Origin of the sequence: Nocardioides sp. NPDC000445, assembly GCF_040300245.1 — a bacterium.
Taxonomy (GTDB): Bacteria; Actinomycetota; Actinomycetes; order Propionibacteriales; family Nocardioidaceae; genus Nocardioides.
This window is the reverse complement of sequence record NZ_JBEPDH010000001.1, coordinates 381,948-396,861: the sequence shown is the minus strand read 5'-3', so window position 1 is coordinate 396,861 and position 14,914 is coordinate 381,948. Positions and strand designations below refer to the sequence as shown.

General features: G+C 71.7%; 15 protein-coding genes. 14 read left to right on the top strand and 1 reads right to left on the bottom strand.

Annotated elements, in window-relative coordinates; translation table 11 throughout:
- Positions 1–25 precede the first annotated feature (25 nt).
- The 7 genes from ABT304_RS01850 to ABT304_RS01820 all read left to right on the top strand — a co-directional run bounded on the left by ABT304_RS01850 (position 26) and on the right by ABT304_RS01820 (position 8,311).
- Positions 26–1,201: a thiolase family protein gene (locus tag ABT304_RS01850; RefSeq protein WP_350713084.1), complete on the top strand. Its 1,176-nt coding sequence runs from the start codon at positions 26–28 to the stop codon at positions 1,199–1,201.
- A 39-nt stretch (positions 1,202–1,240) separates the two neighbouring features.
- Positions 1,241–2,008 (top strand): SDR family NAD(P)-dependent oxidoreductase, encoded by a 768-nt coding sequence (locus ABT304_RS01845; RefSeq protein ID WP_350713083.1) that lies wholly within the window; start codon positions 1,241–1,243, stop codon positions 2,006–2,008.
- 25 nt (positions 2,009–2,033) lie between these two features.
- Entirely contained in the window at positions 2,034–2,681 is a 648-nt protein-coding gene (locus ABT304_RS01840; protein WP_350713082.1) for a hotdog domain-containing protein, read from the top strand.
- A gap of 44 nt (positions 2,682–2,725) precedes the next feature.
- Positions 2,726–3,904, top strand: a complete 1,179-nt coding sequence (locus tag ABT304_RS01835; protein WP_350713081.1) for an acyl-CoA dehydrogenase family protein — start codon at positions 2,726–2,728, stop codon at positions 3,902–3,904.
- On the top strand, positions 3,901–4,971 hold the full coding sequence (locus tag ABT304_RS01830; RefSeq protein ID WP_350713080.1) for a phosphotransferase family protein: 1,071 nt from the start codon (positions 3,901–3,903) through the stop codon (positions 4,969–4,971). Before ABT304_RS01835 ends, ABT304_RS01830 begins: the two co-directional genes overlap by 4 nt.
- The gene (locus tag ABT304_RS01825) at positions 4,953–6,953 is read left to right on the top strand and encodes an oxidoreductase (RefSeq protein ID WP_350713079.1); all 2,001 of its coding nucleotides are present in this window, start codon (positions 4,953–4,955) and stop codon (positions 6,951–6,953) included. The genes ABT304_RS01830 and ABT304_RS01825 overlap by 19 nt, the downstream gene beginning before the upstream one ends.
- Before the next feature lie 125 nt (positions 6,954–7,078).
- Positions 7,079–8,311 (top strand): lytic transglycosylase domain-containing protein, encoded by a 1,233-nt coding sequence (locus ABT304_RS01820; protein ID WP_350713078.1) that lies wholly within the window; start codon positions 7,079–7,081, stop codon positions 8,309–8,311.
- A 43-nt stretch (positions 8,312–8,354) separates the two neighbouring features.
- Here the strand turns inward: ABT304_RS01820 and mftR are convergent, their stop codons facing one another.
- Positions 8,355–8,966: a mycofactocin system transcriptional regulator MftR gene (gene mftR / locus ABT304_RS01815; RefSeq protein ID WP_350713077.1), complete on the bottom strand. Its 612-nt coding sequence runs from the start codon at positions 8,964–8,966 to the stop codon at positions 8,355–8,357.
- 131 nt (positions 8,967–9,097) lie between these two features.
- Here mftR and mftA point away from each other — a divergent pair, with 131 nt between their 5' ends.
- From mftA to mftF, 7 genes are read left to right on the top strand one after another with little or no spacing between them, the layout of a single operon-like run.
- Positions 9,098–9,196: a mycofactocin precursor MftA gene (gene mftA / locus ABT304_RS01810; protein ID WP_350713076.1), complete on the top strand. Its 99-nt coding sequence runs from the start codon at positions 9,098–9,100 to the stop codon at positions 9,194–9,196.
- Between the two features lie 10 nt (positions 9,197–9,206).
- On the top strand, positions 9,207–9,491 hold the full coding sequence (gene mftB, locus ABT304_RS01805; protein ID WP_350713075.1) for a mycofactocin biosynthesis chaperone MftB: 285 nt from the start codon (positions 9,207–9,209) through the stop codon (positions 9,489–9,491).
- 14 nt (positions 9,492–9,505) lie between these two features.
- Positions 9,506–10,717 (top strand): mycofactocin radical SAM maturase, encoded by a 1,212-nt coding sequence (gene mftC / locus ABT304_RS01800; protein ID WP_350713074.1) that lies wholly within the window; start codon positions 9,506–9,508, stop codon positions 10,715–10,717.
- A gap of 28 nt (positions 10,718–10,745) precedes the next feature.
- Positions 10,746–11,996, top strand: coding sequence for a pre-mycofactocin synthase MftD (gene mftD, locus ABT304_RS01795; RefSeq protein WP_350713073.1), 1,251 nt, complete (start codon positions 10,746–10,748; stop codon positions 11,994–11,996).
- A complete protein-coding gene (gene mftE, locus ABT304_RS01790) occupies positions 11,993–12,664 on the top strand; it encodes a mycofactocin biosynthesis peptidyl-dipeptidase MftE (RefSeq protein ID WP_350713072.1) in 672 nt (223 codons plus the stop codon). Before mftD ends, mftE begins: the two co-directional genes overlap by 4 nt.
- Positions 12,661–13,470, top strand: a complete 810-nt coding sequence (locus ABT304_RS01785; RefSeq protein ID WP_350713071.1) for a mycofactocin-coupled SDR family oxidoreductase — start codon at positions 12,661–12,663, stop codon at positions 13,468–13,470. Before mftE ends, ABT304_RS01785 begins: the two co-directional genes overlap by 4 nt.
- Positions 13,467–14,867: a mycofactocin biosynthesis glycosyltransferase MftF gene (mftF, locus tag ABT304_RS01780; RefSeq protein WP_350713070.1), complete on the top strand. Its 1,401-nt coding sequence runs from the start codon at positions 13,467–13,469 to the stop codon at positions 14,865–14,867. The genes ABT304_RS01785 and mftF overlap by 4 nt, the downstream gene beginning before the upstream one ends.
- Positions 14,868–14,914: the final 47 nt, after the last annotated feature.

The window sequence follows — 14,914 nt, the reverse complement described above, 5'->3', positions numbered from 1 at the left end:
AGCTGTGAACATCAGGAGAGCCCCTATGACCAACGCCGTGATCGTCGACATCGCCAGGACAGCCTCCGGCAAGGGGAAGCCAGGGGGTGCGCTCTCCGGAGTCCACCCCGCCGACCTCTTCGCAACGGTCCTGCGGGCACTGGTCGAGCGGAACGATCTCGACCCGGACCTGGTCGACGACGTCATCGGTGGCTGCGTCATCCAGTACGGCGACCAAGCGCTCAACATCACCCGCACCGCGCTGCTCGCGGCGGGGTTGCCGGTCGAGGTCCCGGGCACGACGATCGACCGGCAGTGCGGCTCCTCTCAGCAGGCTGCGCACTTCGCCGCCCAAGGTGTGATCGCCGGGGCGTACGACATCGTCATCGCGGGCGGTGTGGAGTCGATGAGCCGGGCGCCCATGGGCACCTCGGTCGGCAACGGTGACCCCTTCGCGCCGCTCGCGGCCCGCTTCCCGAGCCTGCCCAACCAGGGCATCGGCGCCGAGCTCGTCGCCGCGCGCTGGAAGATCGACCGCGACCAGATCGACGCGTACTCCGCGGAGTCGCACCGCCGCGCCGCCGCGACCGCGCTGTCCGGCAGCTTCGGCCCCGAGGTCGTCCCGGTGACGCTGCCCGACGGCAGCACCCACGTCGTCGACGAGACCGTCCGGCCCACCACGACCGCCGAGGGGCTGGGCGGGCTCAAGCCGTCGTTCCACAGCGAGGAGATGGCCGCCCGCTATCCCGAGATCGGCTGGCACATCACGCCTGGCAACTCCTCGCCGCTGACCGACGGTGCCTCGGCCGCGCTCATCATGAGCGAGGAGAGGGCCGCCGAGCTCGGCCTGACCCCGCGGGCGCGCTTCCACACCTTCGCGGTCTCCGGGTCCGACCCCGAGATCATGCTCGCCGGCCCGATCCCGGCCACTCACAAGGCGCTGAAGAAGTCCGGCCTGAGCATCGCCGACATCGATGCGTACGAGGTGAACGAGGCCTTCGCGCCGGTGCCGCTGGCCTGGGCGCAGGAGTTCGACGCGGACCCGGTGCGGCTGAACCCGCGCGGCGGTGCCATCGCGCTCGGCCACCCGCTGGGCGGCTCCGGCACGCGCCTGATGACCACCCTCCTCAACCACCTCGAGGAGACCGGCGGCCGCTACGGCCTGCAGACGATGTGCGAGGGCGGCGGGATGGCCAACGCGACCATCATCGAGCGCCTCTGACTCTCCGCACCACAGGCCCGAACCACTGGAAGGAACAGCATGAACATCACCGACAAGTCCGCCCTCGTCACGGGCGGTGCCTCCGGACTCGGCCTCGCCACCGTACGCAGGCTCCACTCGGCCGGGGCACACGTCGTGATCCTCGACCTGCCCGGCAGCGACGGCAAGCAGGTCGCCGCCGACCTCGGTGAGCGCGCCGTCTTCATGCCGGCCGACGTCACCGACGAGGAGCAGGTGCAGGCAGCCGTCGACGCCGCCGTCGCCGAGGCACCCCTGGCCGTGACGGTGAACTGCGCGGGCATCGGCAACGCGATCAGGGTCGTCGGGAAGGACGGCTCGCCGTTCCCGCTGACCGACTTCACCAAGATCGTCAACGTCAACCTGGTCGGCACCTTCAATGTGCTCCGGCTCGCCGCTGCCGCGATGGTGGCGGGCGCCGAGATCGACGGCGAGGAGCGCGGCGTGGTCGTCAACACCGCCTCGGTCGCCGCCTTCGACGGCCAGATCGGCCAGACGGCGTACTCCGCCTCCAAGGGTGGCATCGTCGGGATGACCCTGCCGATCGCCCGCGACCTGGCCAACCATCGCATCCGGGTCAACACCATCGCGCCCGGCCTGTTCCACACGCCGCTGTTCAACGCGCTGCCGGAGGAGGCCATCGACTCGCTCGGCGCCCAGGTGCCGCACCCCAGCAGGCTCGGTCGGCCGGAGGAGTACGCCGGCCTGGTCGCCCACATCGTCGAGAACCCGATGCTCAACGGCGAGGTGATCCGGCTGGACGGCGCGATCCGGATGGCGCCGCGCTGAGGTGGGCGGCGAAGCTGATGGCACGGTGACCGACCACGCCGAACCCTGGGGGACCCGCATCGGCGTACCCGAGTCGTTCACCGTGTCCCCGCCCGGGACGGAGTCCGAGCTCCCGGGCGGGGAGGCGTGGGGGTCGCTCGTCGAGGCGGTACGCGGGTTCCTCGACTACCTCGCGGGCTCGCTGCCCGACCAGGAGCGCATCGTCGCGCTCACCCGCCAGGTCGAGGAGTGGTCGGCCCGGCTTCGGCAGCATCAGGTTCCCGAGGCGCGGCAGGCGTTCGGCCACCGCGTCGACCTGGACGGCCGCGGTCAGGTGATGGCGCCTGCGTTCGTGCTCACCAGCCGCGGCCAGGACAGCGTCGAGGGAACCGTCACCTTCGGGCGCTACTTCCTCGGCGGCCACGGCGCCGTCCATGGAGGAGCGGTCGCGCTGCTCTTCGACGAGGTGCTCGGACGTCTCTCCGACACCTGCGGGCGGCCACCGGGGCGCACTGCCGGCCTGACGGTGAACTTCCGGGCGGTGACGCAGGTCGACAAGTCGCTCACGGTCCGGGCCCGGTTCGAGGAGGAGTCGGGCCGCAAGCGCTACCTGGTGGGCGAGATCTGGGACGGCGACGTCCTCTGCGCCGACGCCCGCGCGCTCTTCCTCGGTCTCCGGGCCGGCCAGGACTGAGACGCCATGAATTCAGACAGCTCGGATCAACCAAGGAGCAGGCGATGACCCAAGTGGCCGCGATCGCGGAGACCACCCGGAAGCTGGTGGAGACCCACGTCCTCCCGGTGGAGGACGAGCATGACGGCGACGTCGAGGCCGCGGGCGGTGAGGCCCTGCGGGCCCGGCTGCAGGCCGAGGCCCGCGCCGCAGGAGTCTTCGCACCGCATGCGCCGGTGGCGTACGACGGGCTGGGGCTCGGCATGGTCGATCGCGCCCAGGTCTTCGAGGCTGCCGGGCGGGGGCTGTTCGGCCCGATGGCGCTCAACATCAACGCACCCGACGAGGGCAACATCCACCTGCTCGCCCACGTCGCCGACGAGAGGCAGCAGGAGCGTTTCCTGGCGCCGCTGGCCCGGGGCGAGGTGCGCTCGGCCTTCGCGATGACCGAGCCCTCGCCGGGTGCGGGCGCTGACCCGTCGGCGCTGGTCACCCGCGCCGAGCGCACCGCCGCGGGATGGCGGCTCAACGGCCACAAGTGGTTCATCACCGGAGCCGACGGGGCCGCCTTCCACATCGTGATGGCGCGTACGTCGGGGGAGCCCGGTGGAGCGGGCGGGGCGACGATGTTCCTGGTGGCCGCGGACGCTCCCGGCGTCGACCTGGTGCGCCACGTCGGCACCCAGGACCGCTCGATGCTGGGCGGGCACTGCGAGATCACCTACACCGACGTCGAGGTGGGCGAGGACGCGGTGCTGGGCGAGGTCGACGAGGGGTTCCGCTACGCCCAGGTGCGTCTCGGCCCGGCCCGGATGACGCACGTGATGCGCTGGACCGGCGCCGCCGCCCGCGCTCACGAGACCGCCGTACGCCACGTCGCCGGCCGCCGCGCGTTCGGGTCCCGGCTCGCCGAGCAGGGGATGGTGCAGCAGATGATCGCCGACAACGAGATCGACCTGGCCGCCACCAGGGCGCTGCTCCTGGCGGCCTGTCGCGAGCTCGACGACGGCGGCCGGGCCTCGGAGTCGACGTCGATCGCCAAGACGTTCGCCGCCGAGGCGCTGTACCGGGTCGCGGACCGGGCGGTCCAGATGTGTGGCGGCCTGGGGGTCTCCCGCGACCTGCCGGTCGCGCGGATCGCCCGCGAGCTGCGCCCGTTCCGGATCTACGACGGTCCCTCCGAGGTGCATCGCTGGTCGATCGCCCGCCGCGCGGTGCGCCGGATCGCGGGAGACCTGTCATGACGTCCGTGCTCACCGACTTCGAGCTGGCCGCGGTGCGCACCCGGATGCTGGCCGCCGGCGCCGAGGTCGGCCCCCGCCTGGGCGGCAGCCTGATCTCCGGCGGCCGCTCCAACCTGACCGTCCTCCTCCACGACGGCGTACGCCGCTGGGTGCTGCGCACGCCCCCACGGCACGGCCGCACCCCGTCGGCGCACGACGTCGGCCGCGAGTTCCGGGTCACCAGCGGTCTCGCAGGCACCGACGTGCCGGTCGCGGCCCCGGTGGTCTTCTGTGACGACGAGGCGCTCCTGGGCGGCCCGTTCTCGGTGTGGGAGTTCGTCGACGGGGTGACGGTCCAGTCTCGCGACCAGCTCGAGGGCCTGGACCAGAACGTCGTCGACGGCATCGTCGATGCCCTGGTGGAGGCACTGGCGGCGCTGCACCGGGTGGACCACGTCGCGGTCGGCCTGGAACGCTTCGGCCGCCCCGACGCGTACGTGCGTCGTCAGATCACCCGTTGGTCGAGCCAATGGGAGCTGGTCGCTCCGGCCGGCGCCGAGATGTGCGACGCCGCGGACGAGGTGCGCGCACTGCTCGAGAATCAGGTCCCCGATCAGCGGCACACCTCGATCGTCCACGGCGACTACCGCATCGACAACGCGCTGCTGGACCTGTCCGGCGCGACGCCGAGGGTCGCGGCCGTCGTCGACTGGGAGCTCTCCACGATCGGTGACCCCATCGCCGACGTGGCCACCATGTGCGCCTACCGGCACCCCGCCTTCGACCACGTCCTCGGCTTCCCCACGGCGTGGACCAGCCCGCGACTCGCCGACGCCGAGACCCTCGCCCACCGCTACGAGCGTGCCGGGGGGATCGAGCTCGAGCACTGGCCGGTCCATCTCGGTCTGGCCTACTACAAGATCGCCGTCATCGCCGCGGGCATCGACTACCGCTGGCGAGCCGAGGGCGCACCAGAGGACGGCAACGACACCGCCGGGTTCGCGGTCAGCCCCTTCTTGGAGGCGGCGCTGAACACCCTGACAGCCGACCGGACAGCCCGAGGAGCACGATGTTCGACCACCTGCTGAGCCCCCTGCGCCTCGGCACCCTGGACCTGCCCAACCGCGTCGTGATGGGCTCGATGCACACCGGCCTGGAGGACGCCGACGAGGACGTCCCACGGCTGGCCGGCTACTTCGCCGAGCGTGCCCGCGGCGGCGCGGGGTTGATCATCACCGGCGCGTACGCGGTCAACGCCGAGGGCCGCCTCGAGGAGGGCTCCGGCGACATCGCCACCGACGACCGGATCGACGCCCACCGCCCGATCACCGACGCGGTGCACGCCGAGAGTGGCCGGATCGCGCTGCAGCTGATCCATGCGGGCCGCTACGGCCGCCACACCGCCAGCGTCGGCGCCTCCGAGATCAGGAGCCCGATCAACCCGTACCAGCCGCGGGCGCTGACCAGCGAGGAGGTCTGGCAGGTCGTGGACGACTTCGCCGCGGCCGCCGCGCGAGCTCGGGCCGCCGGCTACGACGCGGTCGAGATCATGGCCTCGGAGGGCTACCTGATCAACCAGTTCCTCGCGCCCCGGACCAACGACCGCACCGACGAGTGGGGCGGCACGGCCTACGCCCGGAGGCGGCTGCCGGTCGAGATCGTGCGTCGGATCCGGGCCGAGCTGGGTCGGGACTTCCCTATCCTCTACCGGATCTCGCTGCTCGACCTGGTCGACGGCGGCCAGACCTGGCAGGAGACCATCGAGCTCGCGCAGGCCCTGCAGGAGGAGGGCGTGACGGCGTTCAACACCGGGATCGGCTGGCACGAGGCGCGGATCCCGACGATCATCACCCAGGTGCCACGCGGTGCGTGGCTGCGCTACACCCGGCTGCTGAAGGCCGCGGTGGCCGTCCCGGTGTGCGCCTCCAACCGGATCAACACCCCACAGCTGGCCGACGACATCGTCGCTGCCGGCGACGCCGACCTGGTCGCGATGGCCCGGCCGCTGCTGGCCGACCCGGCCTTCGTCGCCAAGGCCGCTGCCGGGCGAGCCGACGAGATCAACACCTGCATCGCCTGCAACCAGGCGTGCCTCGACCACGGCTTCTCCGGGCTGGAGACGTCCTGCCTGGTGAACCCGCGCGCCTGCCGGGAGACGGTGTGGACCATCCAGCCCGCGCCCCGGCGCCGCAGCGTCGCGGTCGTCGGCGCCGGACCGGCCGGCCTCGCCGCCGCGGTGACCGCCGCCGAGCGCGGACTCGCGGTCACCCTCTTCGAGCGCGAGCAGGAGGTCGGCGGACAGTTCCGGCTCGCGATGGAGGTGCCTGGCAAGGAGGACTTCGCCGATACGCTGCGCTACTTCCGGCGTCGTCTGGAGGTGCTCGACGTCGACCTACGCCTCGGGTCTGCCGCATCGCCGGCCGACCTCGACGGATTCGACGAGGTCGTGGTCGCCACCGGCGTCCGGCCGCGGATCCCGCGGATCCCGGGTATCGACCACACCAAGGTCGCGAGCTACGCCGACGTGCTCGCCGGCCGGGTGACGCCCGGCGAGCGGGTGGCGGTGGTGGGAGCCGGCGGCATCGGCGTCGACGTCTCCCACTGGCTCACCCACGATCCCAAGGAGGACCTCGACGGCTGGCTGGCGCGGTGGGGCGTTGACCCCACCCTGACGCAGCCAGGAGGGCTCACCGAGCCGCGACCGCACGAGCCGTCCCGCAAGGTCACCCTTCTGCAGCGTAAGGCGACCGCTATCGGCAGGGACCTCGGGAAGACCTCGGGCTGGGCCCATCGAGCGGTGCTCGGCCAAGCTGGCGTCAAGCTGGTCCCGGGCGCGTCCTACGAGCGCATCGACGACCGCGGACTCCATGTCGTCGTCGACGGCGTCTCCCGCACCATCGAAGCCGACACCGTCGTGGTCTGCGCCGGCCAGGAGTCGGTGCGTGACCTCTACGACGCCCTGATCGCCGTCGGTCGTACGCCGCACCTGATCGGTGGCGCGGACCTGGCGGCCGAGCTCGATGCGAAGCGCGCGATCGCCCAGGGCACATCGGTCGCCGCGGCGCTGTAGCTGGGCGCAGGTCCGTTTCAGCTCACGTCGGTCGCCGGACCGATCGGCAAAATGTGGCGCACGCCACTCTCTTTAAACCTAATGATGGTAGATTTAGTCCAACGTTCAGCCTAGGAGGAGACCTGATGACACGGATGCAGCGTGCTGAAATACCGACATCGGGAACGAAGGTGTCCAGCCATGGCGTCCCGCTCGTCCATCTGTTCGCTGTGTCGGTCGTCTGCGCAGTCCACCTGGTGATCCCGTCTGCGTTCGCCGGCGGGGACAGGCCGGGCTCCGCGCCTCCTGGCGGCGTCTCGGTGCCGACAGCGGCGGTCCGAGACCCGGCGAGCTATTCGCAGCCGGCTGTCGTGGCGGCCGGCGTCCCGCAGAGGCACGTCAACCAGGTTCCGTCAGAAGCTTCGACGGAGGGGGTCCCGAACGCTGCGCTCGCCGCCTACCAGCGCGCCGAGACGGTCATCAATGCTGCGGACAGCACGTGCAACCTCGACTGGCAGCTGCTCGCGGCCGTGGGCCGCGTCGAGTCGGACCACGGCCGCTTCGGCGGCAGCAGTCTGGGGGCCGACGGCGTCTCTCGCCCGGGCATCTATGGCATCCCTCTCGACGGTACGAACAAGACCCAGGCGATCGCGGACACGGACTCCGGGCAGTACGACCGGGACACGGTCTGGGATCGTGCTGTCGGTCCGATGCAGTTCATCCCCGCCACCTGGTCGGCCGTCGGTGTGGATGCTGACGGCGACGGGCAGAGGGATCCTCAGGACATCAACGACGCCGCGCTGGCGGCAGCGGTGCACCTTTGCTCGGGTCCCCAGAGCCTCGGCGATGATGCTGGGCGCCGCGCCGCGGTCCTCCGCTACAACCACTCGGGGTCCTACGCCGACCAGGTGCTGCAGACCCGCGTTGCGTACCTGAAGGGCGACTATGCCGCCGTGCCCGGTCAGGCCCTGCCGGTGTCCTATGGCCCCGGCTCCAGCCGGCGGGCTTCAGCTGGGGTCGACGGCGAAAGGGAGGCGCCGAGACCAAGGCGGATCGCACGGGGTGACGACGGTGCCACAGGTCGTCCGGGCTCCGCTCCGGAACCCGAGGCTGGTGGTCGGAACAGCGGGAAGGACGCCACGGGGTCCAACCCCAGATCGCCTGCCCCGGAGAAGGCTCCCGCTTCGCCGCCCGAGCAGGAACAGAACGAGGCCGACGGGACTCTCGAGAAGGTCGCCGAGCCGCTTCCGACTCCTGTCCGTGAACCCGTCGATCGTGTCTTGACCCTGACCCAGGCGGTCACCCGATGCACGGCGAACGGTGTGAGTCGGCTCGATCTCGTCGCCTGGAACCGCTGCATCGACGACCTGGTCCGATGAGCTCCCGACTCGCTGCGGACCCGGCGCGACCGTCGGTCGAGCGTCAGCTCGAGAGGTAGGCGCGCAGGTGGGCCATCGCGGCGTCGAGCAGGTGACGGAGCGAGGCGTCCTCGTCGGCGAGCCATGCCTGATAGGCGGTCAGCGCGAGGGCGAGCGAGACCTGGCCGATGGTCTGGGGGAGGAGGTCGTCGGGGCGCGTTCCGGTGCGCTCGGCGGCGTACTCGGCGATGACCTCCCGCCAGCTCGCATAGCGGAGCACCGAGTGGGCCTGGAGGGCCGGGGTGGTCAGGATCAGGCGCATCCGGTCGCGGTGGCTGGGGCTGGCATCGGCGGGGAAGTCGTTGAAGGCGAGTACGCCGCGGTGGACCGCCTCGTGCAGCGGGAGCTCGGTCGGCATGGAGCGCAGGATCTCGCGGAAGCCGTCGAGGGTGCGGTCGAACTGGCCCCAGGGGATGTCGTTCTTGGAGGGGTAGTAGCGGGTGATGGTGCGTCTGCCGACGCCGATGGCCTCGCCGATGTCGTCGAGGGTGGTGGCCTCGAAGCCTCTGGTCATGAAGAGCCGGAAGGCGGCCTGCTCGATCTCCGCGTGCGTGGTCGCGGCGGGTCGTCCGCGGAGCGAGCTGCGCCGCGTCGCGGGGGCGGGGCTGGTCGGCATTCGTCGGAATCTATCAGCAGCCTCGGTCGTGCCGAAGCGCAAAAGTGTTGCCGGTTCGGGCGAGCCCCTATCTTTTTGACCCTGAGTGTCATTAATGTGTCCTGCGTCACCCGAGATGAAGGAGAGCTGTCATGAACCCTGAAGAGAACACCCAGGTCGTGGACGAGGTCCTGACCGAGGAGTCGTTGATCGAGGAGGTCTCGATCGACGGCATGTGCGGCGTCTACTGATCCCGAGCTGATGAACGCCGTGAGCCTGGACAGCGCGTGGGCGCTGTCGCCGTCGGTCGAGCTGCGTCCCGAGCCTTTCGGGGCGCTGGCCTATCACTTCGGGAACCGGAAGCTGACCTTCCTCAAGCGCCCGGAGCTGGTGGCGGTCGTGCGCTCCCTGGGGTCGCATCCGGACGTGCGCGGTGCGCTCGTGGCGTCGGGTGTGCCGGAGGGCCAGCACGCTGCGTACGTCGCTGCGCTCTCCGGCCTGGCCCGGGCCGACATGATCCGACCCGCCCGACCCGAATCCGCCTGAGAAGGAGCGTGACGATGAAGCTGGTGGAGCACTTCGAGCTCGGCCTGGATGCGCCGATCTGCCTGACCTGGGAGCTGACCTACGCCTGCAACCTGGAGTGTGCGCACTGCCTGTCGAGCAGCGGCCGGCGTGACCCGCGGGAGCTGAGCACCGAGCAGTGCGAGGCGGTGATCGACGAGCTGCAGCGGATGCAGGTCTTCTACGTGAACATCGGCGGCGGGGAGCCGACCGTACGTCCCGACTTCTGGCACCTGGTCGAATATGCCGTCGCCCACGACGTCGGGGTGAAGTTCTCGACCAACGGCGTCCGGCTCACCCCGGAGCGGGCGCGGTGGCTGGCGGGCAGCGACTACGTGGACGTCCAGATCTCTCTCGACGGCGCCACCGCCGAGGTCAACGACCGGGTGCGGGGGACGGGGTCGTACGACACCGCGATCACGGCGCTGCGCAACCTGCACGAGGCGGGCTTCCGTGACGCCAAGCTCAGCGTGGTCTGCACCCGGGAGAACATCGGCCAGCTGGATGAGTTCAAGGCGATCGCGGACCGGTTCGGGGCGACGCTGCGGCTGACCCGGCTGCGTCCCTCGGGCCGCGGTGCTGATGTGTGGGACGAGCTCCATCCGCTGCCCGAGCAGCAGCGCGAGCTCTACGAGTGGCTGGTCGCCAACGGCGACAACGTGCTGACCGGAGACTCCTTCTTCCACCTGGCCGCCTTCGGCCCCGCGGACGGCAGCGGCGCTCTGCCGGGCCTCAACCTGTGCGGCGCTGGCCGGGTGGTGTGCCTGATCGACCCGGTGGGCGACGTCTATGCCTGTCCGTTCGCGATCCACGACCAGTTCCTCGCGGGCAACCTGCTGACCGACGGCGGGTTCGACAACGTGTGGAAGACCTCGGCGCTCTTCCAGGAGCTTCGTGAGCCGCAGACCGGCGGTGCCTGCTCGGGTTGCTCCCACTACGACTCGTGTCGCGGTGGCTGCATGGCCGCGAAGTTCTTCACCGGGCTGCCGCTGGACGGGCCGGACCCCGAGTGCGTCCAGGGGTACGGCGAGTCCGCCCTGGCCGGAGCGCGGACGATCCCGGCGGTCAGTCAGGACCATTCCCACAGCGCTCCCAGCCGCAACGCACCGGTCCTGCTGACGCTCTCCCGACGGCGTTCGGACTCCGATCTGGCCCCGCCGGTGAGTGCGTGCGCGGAGTCGCCGCTGGCCGGCTTCGCACCCAACTGACCCCAACGAGCAGAAGCGAGAAGCAGAGATGCCCTGGAAGAACCCCTGGAAGCAGAACCCGTGGTTCGAGTCCGTCGCGGTGGCGCAGGAGCGTGCCCGCAAGCGGCTGCCGAAGCCGGTCTACGCCGCCTTGCTGGCCGGCTCGGAGCGCGGCCAGACGATCGCGGACAACCAGCAGGCGTTCGCCGACCTCGGCCTGGCACCGCACGTGGCCGGCCATCACGACAAGCGCGAGCTGTCGACCACGGTCCTGGGCCAGGAGATCGGGTTCCCGGTGATCATCTCGCCCACCGGCGTACAGGCGGTCCATCCCGACGGCGAGGTCGCGGTCGCCCGCGCGGCGGCGGCCCGGGGGACCGTGATGGGGCTGTCCAACTTCGCCTCGAAGTCGGTCGAGGAGGTCGTGGCGGCCAACGCGGCGACCTTCTTCCAGATGTACTGGACCGGCGACCGCGAGGTGATGATCCGCCGAATGCGCCGAGCCCACGCCGCCGGCGCGAAGGCGCTGATCGCCACCCTCGACTGGTCCTTCTCGATGGGCCGTGACTGGGGCAGCCCGGAGATCCCGGAGAAGGTCGACCTCTCGGCGATGCTCCGGTTCGCGCCCCAGGTGATGAGCCGGGGGAGATGGCTGGCGGCGTACGCCCGCAGCGGCGGGATCCCGGACCTGACCGCGCCCAACCTGGCGCCGATCGCCGACGACGGCAGCCTGGGGGAGCCGCCCACGTTCTTCGGTGCCTACTACGAGTGGATGACCACGCCGCCACCGTCCTGGGACGACGTCGCCTGGATGGTGACGACCTGGAAGGAGATCACGGGCGCGAAGCCGCTCATGCTCAAGGGCGTGTGCCGGGTCGATGACGCGCTGCGTGCGGTCGACGCGGGCGTGGACGCGATCTCGGTCTCCAACCACGGCGGCAACAACCTCGACGGCACCCCGGCCACGATCCGGGTGCTGCCCCCGATCGCCGCCGCGGTGGGCGACCAGATCGAGGTGCTCCTCGACGGTGGCGTACGCCGCGGCTCCGACGTCGCCAAGGCGCTCGCCCTGGGCGCACGCGCGGTGATGGTCGGGCGCGCCTACCTGTGGGGCCTGGGCGCCAACGGCCAGGCCGGCGTCGAGAACGTCCTCGACATCCTCCGCAACGGCCTCGACTCCGCGGTCCTCGGCATGGGCAAGGCCTCCATCCACGACCTCACACCAGAGGATCTGGTGATCCCTGACGGCTTCGAGCTCGCCCTGGGTCAACCATCGGGCCAACCATCGGACCGGCCGTGAGCCTGGTCGACCGCCCCTGGCCGGAGATCGTGCCGGGCGGCACCGTCCTGGTGCCGCTGGGCTCCACCGAGCAGCACGGCCCGCACCTGCCGCTCGACGTCGACACGGTGATCGCGACCGCGGTGGCCGACGAGCTCGCCCCGCTCATCGGTGCCTCCGTCGCGCCGGCGGTGCCGATCGGTGCCAGCGGGGAGCACCAGTCGTTCCCCGGCACCATCTCGATCGGCACCGACGCGCTGAAGTCCCTGGTCGTCGAGCTCGGCCGGTCCCTGACCACCTGGGCCTCCCGGGTGGTCTTCGTCAACGCCCACGGTGGCAACCTCGACGGGCTCGGGGCCGGGGTCAGGACCCTTCGCGCCGAGGGGCGCGACGTCAACTGGGTGCCGTGTCAGGTGCCGTACGCCGACCCGCACGCCGGCCTCGCCGAGACCTCGCTGATGCTGCACCTGGCTCCCGAGCGGGTTCGGTTGCGGAACGCCGCCCCCGGCAACACCCGTCCGCTGCGTGAGCTGCTGTCCCAGATGCGGGCCGGGGGAGTGGAGGCGGTCTCGGCCAACGGCGTCCTCGGCGACCCGACGGGTGCGAGTGCGGAGCTCGGGAAGCGGATCCTCGCCGAGATGGTCTTCGCCGCATACGACCGTCTTCAGATCGGCGCGGCCGCCCGATGAGACCCGGCGAGACCGCAGCCGAGGCGACGACCCGAGTGGCGCTGGTGACGGGCGCGGCTCGCGGGATCGGCGCCGCCACCGTCCGCGGCCTGGTGGCCGAGGGCGTACGCGTCGTCGCGCTCGACTGGTGCGCCGGTGAGGACTCCCCGGCGGGCTACCCGCAGGCCACGAAGGCGGACCTCGACACCCTCGTCGACTCGCTCCCGGCCGGCTGGGTCGAACCGGTCGTCGGGGACGTACGGGACCCGGAGGTGCTGGCCGCCGCGGTCGGCGTCGCGACCCAGCGGTGGGGACGGCTCGACATCGCGGTGGCGGCCGCCGCGGTGATCGCCGGCGGACGCCCGCTGTGGGAGGACACCTCCCTCGATCTGCAGTGGCAGATCGACGTGGTCGGGATCTGGAACACCGCGGCCGCGGCCGTCCCGGCGATGCTCGCCGGCCCCGACCCCGGTGGGTGCCGGTTCGTTGCGATCGCCTCCGCCGCGGGCTCGCACGGGCTGTTCCATCTGGCCGCCTACAACGCCGCCAAGCACGCCGTGGTGGGCTTGGTGAAGGGCCTGGCCGCCGACCTCGCCGGGACCGGGGTCACCGCCTGCGCCGTACCGCCGGGCTCGACCGACACCGCGATGCTGGCCGCGACCGCCGGCCTCTACTCGGTCGCTCCGGAGGACCTCGCCGGACACCAGCTCCTGCGCCGCCCGCTCACCCCGGACGAGGTCGCCGCCACCGTCGTCCACGCCTGCTCCCGTGCCGGTGCCGCGCTCAACGGATCGGACGTCGCAGCAGACGGAGGCTTCGGCGGATGACGCTGCTGCCGGACGGTTTCACGGTGCGGGTCCGCGATGACGTACGACTCCTCCCGACACCCGAGGGTGGGTTGTCGCTGGTCGGCGGATCCCCGTTGCGATCCATGCGCCTGGCGCCCGCCGCGGCCGGCCGCGTGGTCGACAGGCGGGTGCAGGTCCGCGACGCCGCCACCGACCTCGTCGCCCGACGCCTGCTCGACGGCAACCTCGCCGACCCCGACGACCTGACGCCGGTCGACCCGGCCGAGCTCACCGTCGTCGTCCCGGCCCACGACCGCCCCGAGCACCTCGACCGCTGCCTGACCGCCCTGAGCGGGCTCGGCGTGATCGTCGTCGACGACGCCTCCGGTGACCCGGCCGCTGTCGCGGAGGTCGTACGTCGCCACGGCGCCACCCTTATCGCGCTGGCCGAGAACCGCGGACCCGCCGGCGCCCGCAACGGCGGCCTCGCCGAGGTCGCCACGGCCTATGTCGCCTTCGTCGACTCCGACGTGAGCGCCGACCCGGCGATGCTCGCGCAGCTGGCCGGCCAGCTCGCGGACCCTCGTGTCGCGCTGGCGGGGCCGCTGGTGCGGGGGCACACCGACAAGGTTCGGCCGTCGTGGTTCGAACGCCACGATGCCGCCGCCTCCTCCCTCTCCCTCGGCGCGAGGGCCTGCTCGGTCCGCCCGGGTGCGGCCGTCGGGTGGCTGCCGTCGGCCTGCCTGGTCGCCCGCACGACGACGATGAGGGAGGTCGGTGGCTTCGCCGCCGACCTCCGCGTCGGCGAGGACGTCGACCTGGTCTGGCGACTGGTCGAGGCCGGCCACGTCGTCCGCTACCAGCCCGATCTCGAAGCACTGCACGAGGTCCGCGGCACGGTCCGCGGCTGGCTCGGCCGCAAGCTCGTCTACGGTTCCGGCGGCGCCGAGCTCGGCCGCCGCCACGGGGACGCGATCGCTCCGGCCGTACTCTCCTCGGCCATGGCCGCCGCCGGAGCCGCGATCCTCGCCTGCCGCTGGTGGTCGGCACCCGCGGCGCTTGCCTCGCTGGTCTGGGGCAGCCGCGTTGTCTCGGAAGCTCTCCCTGACGTGCCCGGCCGCCGTGGCCTCGCCTCCCGCCTCGCCACCCGAGGACTCGGCTGGTCGCTGCGTCAGGAGTCGGCCCTCCTGCTGCGCCACTGGTGGCCGCTCACCCTGGTCGCCTGCCTGTTCAGCCGCACCGTGCGCCGTATGGTCCTCGCCGCGCTCGTCGTCGACACCGCCGTCGCCTTTCACGAGACCGACGTCCGGCCCACGACCCTCCTCGGCCGTCGCCTCGACGACCTCGCCTACGGTGCCGGACTCTGGCTCGGGGTTCTGAGTAGCCGCTCCGTACGTTGCCTTGCCCCGCGCCTCGTGCGCCGGGCACAGCGGTAGGCCCGACCGCCAGAGCACGTATGGTTGCAGCCGTCTGGGTTTCGGAC

Coding starts and splice junctions, on each gene's coding strand:
- ABT304_RS01820 (WP_350713078.1), top strand. CDS start 7,079: ATGACACGGATGCAGCGTGCTGAAATACCGACATCGGGAACGAAGGTG.
- mftA (WP_350713076.1), top strand. CDS start 9,098: ATGAACCCTGAAGAGAACACCCAGGTCGTGGACGAGGTCCTGACCGAG.
- ABT304_RS01850 (WP_350713084.1), top strand. CDS start 26: ATGACCAACGCCGTGATCGTCGACATCGCCAGGACAGCCTCCGGCAAG.
- mftC (WP_350713074.1), top strand. CDS start 9,506: ATGAAGCTGGTGGAGCACTTCGAGCTCGGCCTGGATGCGCCGATCTGC.
- ABT304_RS01785 (WP_350713071.1), top strand. CDS start 12,661: ATGAGACCCGGCGAGACCGCAGCCGAGGCGACGACCCGAGTGGCGCTG.
- ABT304_RS01835 (WP_350713081.1), top strand. CDS start 2,726: ATGACCCAAGTGGCCGCGATCGCGGAGACCACCCGGAAGCTGGTGGAG.
- ABT304_RS01830 (WP_350713080.1), top strand. CDS start 3,901: ATGACGTCCGTGCTCACCGACTTCGAGCTGGCCGCGGTGCGCACCCGG.
- mftR (WP_350713077.1), bottom strand. CDS start 8,966: ATGCCGACCAGCCCCGCCCCCGCGACGCGGCGCAGCTCGCTCCGCGGA.
- mftF (WP_350713070.1), top strand. CDS start 13,467: ATGACGCTGCTGCCGGACGGTTTCACGGTGCGGGTCCGCGATGACGTA.
- mftD (WP_350713073.1), top strand. CDS start 10,746: ATGCCCTGGAAGAACCCCTGGAAGCAGAACCCGTGGTTCGAGTCCGTC.
- ABT304_RS01845 (WP_350713083.1), top strand. CDS start 1,241: ATGAACATCACCGACAAGTCCGCCCTCGTCACGGGCGGTGCCTCCGGA.
- mftB (WP_350713075.1), top strand. CDS start 9,207: ATGAACGCCGTGAGCCTGGACAGCGCGTGGGCGCTGTCGCCGTCGGTC.
- ABT304_RS01825 (WP_350713079.1), top strand. CDS start 4,953: ATGTTCGACCACCTGCTGAGCCCCCTGCGCCTCGGCACCCTGGACCTG.